This window comes from Pseudonocardia sp. (assembly GCF_025965585.1).
Taxonomy (GTDB): Bacteria; Actinomycetota; Actinomycetes; order Mycobacteriales; family Pseudonocardiaceae; genus Pseudonocardia.
Genome location: NZ_JAOPWR010000413.1, coordinates 1 through 4,964 on the forward strand (window position 1 = coordinate 1; position 4,964 = coordinate 4,964).

Here is a 4,964-nt window from a genome sequence, read left to right on the forward strand (position 1 = left end):
TCGGGCCGCAGGGCGGGGATGCGGGCCATGGCCTGGGCGACGGTGCCGGCCTCGCCGACCACCTCGAGGTCGTCCTCGGTCTCGAGCAGCTGGGCGATCCCGCGCCGGACGATCTCGTGGTCGTCGACCAGGAACACGGAGATGGTCACGGAGCAGGCCTCTCGTCGACGATCGGTGTCCGGGCCGAAAGTACCGCCGATCGCCGACCCGCGGAGCTGCCGGACGGCCCCCTCCCCGGGGCCGAAGGGCCCTCCGACGTCGGCACCCCGGTCCCTGGTCGCCGCGCCACCGGAGAGATCTCCTGGTGCGCACAGCCCACCAGGAGGCGACCATGACAATGCTCCAGCCGCCACTGGTGGTGCCGCCCCGCCCGCGGACGGCCTACCCCCGGGCGTTCGTCGACCGGGTGCGGGCCGCCCTGCCCCGCGCGCCCGACCGGCCGGTGACCCCGTCACGGCCGCCGACCTGGCGGGACTCCCCGAGCCGGCGCGGCGCTACCTCTGGCGGCCAGAATGCTGTTCGTCTGAAGCTGCCTTAAGAAGGAGACGGACGGTGACCTGTCCGTCGGCGGCGCTGGTCTGGCTGCATCGCTGCTGGACTTGATCGACGAGTTCCGCCCGAGGGTGGTGCCGGCCTTCATCGGCGGCGGCATGCCGTGCTTCCCGCTCGGCGCCGACCTGCGGCTGCGGCTGGTCGAGCAGCGGGCCTTCCGCGGCGGCACCGTGTACCTGCGTTACGAGCGGATCGGCTGATGGAGCACGTGTGATCGGAAGACGACACCGAGATCGACGTCGAGCGGTCCACCGCCAGGCCAGCCGTGGTCGGCGCTCATCTCCCCGGATCCCCGTGGGTTCAGCCCTCCTGGACATGGTGGGTGCCGAACCGGCGAGGGCTTCCCGGGCTTCCACCACGACGGGCACGCGCCGCAGGCCACCGAGCCGTGGCCGCGGATGGATTACTGGTGGGCGCTGCTGGCCGCCGACCTGCTCGACCACCACGTTGTGCTCGACGACGGCACCCGGATCGAGGTGCCGGCCCCGTCGCGCACCGCGAGGCCGGAGGAGCTGGCCCACGCCCAGGCCGGCGACAAGGGCGGGAACTCCAACGTCGGGGTCTGGGTGCCCGACCCCGCGCACTGGGACTGGCTGCGGGCCGCGCTGACCCTCGAGCGGGTCGAGCGGCTGCTGCCCGACGCGGCCGGCCGGATCGGCCGCCACGAGGGTGACCTGCGCGTAGTGCCCCTCGTGCTCACCGGCCTGCTCGGCAGCGGCGGCTCGTCCAACCTGCGGGTCGACCAGATCGGCAAGTCGGTGGGGAGTACCTGCGGGCCGAGCACGTGCCCGGTCCGTCGGCCGCGTGAGGGCAGGGCCGGGGCCGAGCCGGTGCAGGCGCCCTGGGCCGTCTCCAGTGCGACGGTCGCCACGGGGGAGAACGGCGTTCGGACCGCAGTTGACTTGCTCGCCCAGGCGGCGGCGCAGCGGGAGCGGCGCCGCGAGCAAGCAAAGCGTGATCGCCGTGCGGCCCGGTCTTCTGGAGGTGCGCGGCGTGCCGAGGTCGCGCGGCTGGAGCGGCTGGCCGGCCTGGCTGCCGAGGGCGAGGCAGCTCGGGGCGCGGGGCAGATCGCGGAGAAGTACCCACCGGGCTACGACGTCGCGGTGGATCTGCTGGTCGCCCTACGAGGGTCTGCGACCCGCCGTCTTCGCATCCCGGTTGGAGGCGCTGCGGTACGAGCACAATCGCAAGGTGACGTTCGTCGAGCGACTCGGGCACGTAGGCCTATGACGGGCCCGCGGTTCTCCTCGTCCGAGGCCGAGGTGGTGGCGCTGCGGGCGGAGAACGCGCGGCTGCGCCGGCTGTTGGACCTAACGCCCGAGCAGGCACGACCTCCCGTCGCTGCGCAGACGGGCCTGTTCCTCGACCGCCCCGGTCCGGTGACCGCATCGGCGTCCGGGCCGGACAAGGTCCGGTTCTTCCGCACGTTGTTCGCCTCCCGCACCGACGTGTACGCGATCCGGTGGGACAACGCGCGGACAGGGCGTTCGGGGTGGTCACCCGCGGTCGAGGGTGGCTGGCGGAAGGGATCGAACCGGCCGTACCTGCGCCTGACCGACCGCGTGGTCGAGGCACACCTGACCGGCGAGGTCCACCTCGGCCTGTACCCGCTGCTCACCGGTGATACCTGCCACTGGCTCGCGGCGGACTTCGACGGCCCGTCCGCGACGCTCGACGCGCTGGCCTACCTCAAGGCAGCCCGAGCCGTCGGGGTTCCGGCGGCGCTGGAGGTGTCCCGGTCGGGCATCGGTGCGCACGTTTGGATCTTCTTCACCGGCCCGGTGCCCGCCGCCACCGCACGAGCGCTGGGTTCCGGCCTGTTGCGGGAGGCGATCGCGCTGCGGGGCCGGATGGACCTGACCGCCTACGACCGGTTGTTCCCGTCCCAGGACGTGCTTCCGGCGTCAGGTGGGATCGGCAATCTGATCGCGGCGCCGTTGCAGGGCCGATCGCGCCGGCACGGAGCGACGGTCTTCCTCGATCTCGCGACCCTGGAGCCGTACGCCGACCAGTGGTCCTACCTGGCGTCGTTGCACCGGCTGTCGCCGCGCGAGGTGGAACGGCTCGCGGGGTGGGTGGCCCCGCCGAAGGTCGGTGTTGCCGTCACCGGGCTGGTCGCGTCCACGGCGTCGGGCATTCAACCCCGGCCGGCGCCGGTGGTGGGTGTGCAGCTCGCCGCGGGCGCATCGGTCGACATGGCTGCGCTGACCCCGGCGCTGCTCGCGATGCTCAAGCACGCGGCGTCGATGCCGAACCCGGCCTTCTACGACCGGCAGCGCTGTCGCTTCTCGACCTGGGGCGTCCCGCGGTTTCTGCACTCCTTCGACGAGACCCTCGACGGCCGGCTGGTGCTCCCGCGGGGGCTGACCGGTCTGCTGGCGAGCACCGTGGAGGAGGCCGGCAGCGCGTTGGAGATCGACGACCGGCGCGTGGACGGCACACCGCAGCAGTTCATGCCCACCGCTACGTTGCGTGACGACCAGGTCGACGCCGTCGCCGATCTCGCCGATCACGACCACGGGGTGCTGGTCGCCCCGCCCGGGGCGGGCAAGACCGTCGTCGCGTGTGCGCTGATCGCCCGGCATGCCACCTCGACGCTGGTGCTGGTCGACCGCAAGACCCTCGCCGATCAGTGGCGGGCGCGGCTGGCCGAGCACCTCGGCGTCACCGCGGGCCAGCTCGGTGGCGGCCGGACTAAGCTGCGCGGCACCGTCGACCTGGTGACCCTGCAGACGTTGTCTCGGCGCGACGACCTGCCGGAGCTGACCGCCGGCTACGGCTTCGTCGTGGTGGACGAGTGCCATCACCTCCCGGCCGCCGCGTTCGACAACGCCGTGCGTCAGATCCCGGCCCGGCGGTGGCTCGGTCTAACCGCGACCCCGTACCGGCGCGACGAGCTCGACGACCTGATCGCGCTGCAGCTCGGCCCGGTCCGGCACACCATGACGGCCCCGGAGCCGGGCACCCTCGCGGCCGCTGCAGCCGGTGGCGCACCGGAACGATCCCTGACCATTCACCTGACCGACTTCGTTTACCGCGGCGACGCGGACCCGTCGGCTCCTGGCGGGATTGCCGCCGTCTACCGCGACCTCGTCGCCGATGAAGCCCGCAACCAGCAGGTGTTCGCTGATGCGCAGGCCGCGCTCGCCCGTGGGCGGCACTGCCTGGTCTTGACCCAGTGGACCGCGCACGTCGCGCTGCTCGCCGAGTTGCTGCAGGCCGCCGGACATCAACCGGTGGTGCTGCGCGGCGGGATGGGGGCTGGTCAGCGCCGCGACGCCCTGAAGCGGCTGCAGCCCGGTGGCGGGCCGCTGCTCGTGGTGGCGACGGGGCCGTACGTCGGCGAGGGATTCGACTGCCCCGCTCTCGATACCGTGTTCCTGGCCGCGCCGATCGCGTTCAAGGGGCGGCTCGTGCAGTACGTGGGACGGGTGCTGCGCGCGGCGCCCGGTAAGCACGTCGTCGAGGTGCACGACTATCACGACCACCAGACCAGAGTGCTCGCGTCATCGCTGCGCAAGCGCGCACCCGGCTACCGAAGCCTGGGGTTCCCCGACCCGAGCACGACACAGCACCACCAGCCAGGACGCCCAAGGTGAGCAGCCCCGCCGTCCGGCTCAAATGGTCGGATGGAAGCAACACGACGACGGAGCACACGCTATGCGGGACGGCTCGTGCGGTGTGAGGACCGCCGCGGCACGGCCTCGGCCGGGTTTCTCGGTCAGCGGGTGTTGCTTTACGGCGGAACGATTTCCTGCCATCCCTGGTACGCGTTTTAGCTGGTCAATTGCTGGGCTACTCGCGGCATGACGAGATAACGATGTTCCCGGAGCATCCACGATGTCTGAGCCCCGTCTTGAGGGGTCTTGCCCAGCCCAGTTCACGGTGGGTTACGTGTGGGCTATGCACGCTGGGGACCAATTGGGGACCGGCTGCGATTTGCGACCTGCTCGCGAGCTCACGTGATGGAGGTCGAGCCTGTTCGTGTACCGGTGTGACGTGCGCAAATGCTCTGATCACCTTCCTGGGGGTCAAGGGGTCGCAGGTTCAAATCCTGTCGTCCCGACGGCCGGAACGGGCGGTTCCCTTCGACGGGGGAGCCGCCCGTTCTGCATTCTACCTGCGGAAACGTCAGTCCAGCTGATCTTGCTGTCTTGGCGAGTTGATCAGCGATGATCGAAATAGTCGATCTTCTTGGGACCAGTTTGGGACCAGAGCGCACTTGACTCGCTGTCAGTCGGCGCCGGACTCGACGGTCTCGGCCACCGCTTCGAGCGGGCGGCGAGCCGCAGCAGCGCCCGGCCAACTGTCGCCGCAGCGCACGCGACGCCGGGACGAGCCCGTCCGATCGCGGCTACAAGGCCCAGCATGATCGCGATCGCCTGGTCATCGGTGATGATCGACGGAGGCAT

2 protein-coding genes and 2 pseudogenes are annotated in these 4,964 nt (G+C 71.3%); 2 read left to right on the forward strand and 2 right to left on the reverse strand.

The window, feature by feature from the left end; all coding sequences use genetic code 11:
* Positions 1-149, reverse strand: a pseudogene (locus tag JWR81_RS25580) (DNA-binding response regulator); the annotation flags it as partial.
* A 450-nt stretch (positions 150-599) separates the two neighbouring features.
* Here JWR81_RS25580 and JWR81_RS25585 point away from each other — a divergent pair.
* Entirely contained in the window at positions 600-752 is a 153-nt protein-coding gene (locus tag JWR81_RS25585; protein WP_367278854.1) for a hypothetical protein, read from the forward strand.
* 198 nt (positions 753-950) lie between these two features.
* A complete protein-coding gene (locus JWR81_RS25590) occupies positions 951-4,151 on the forward strand; it encodes a DEAD/DEAH box helicase (protein WP_297658388.1) in 3,201 nt (1,066 codons plus the stop codon).
* Between the two features lie 567 nt (positions 4,152-4,718).
* Here the strand turns inward: JWR81_RS25590 and JWR81_RS25595 are convergent.
* Positions 4,719-4,964 (reverse strand): annotated as a pseudogene (locus tag JWR81_RS25595) (hypothetical protein); the annotation flags it as partial.

Excerpts from the sequence above, each read along its gene's own strand:
- JWR81_RS25590 (WP_297658388.1), top strand. The coding sequence starts at position 951 with ATGGATTACTGGTGGGCGCTGCTGGCCGCCGACCTGCTCGACCACCAC.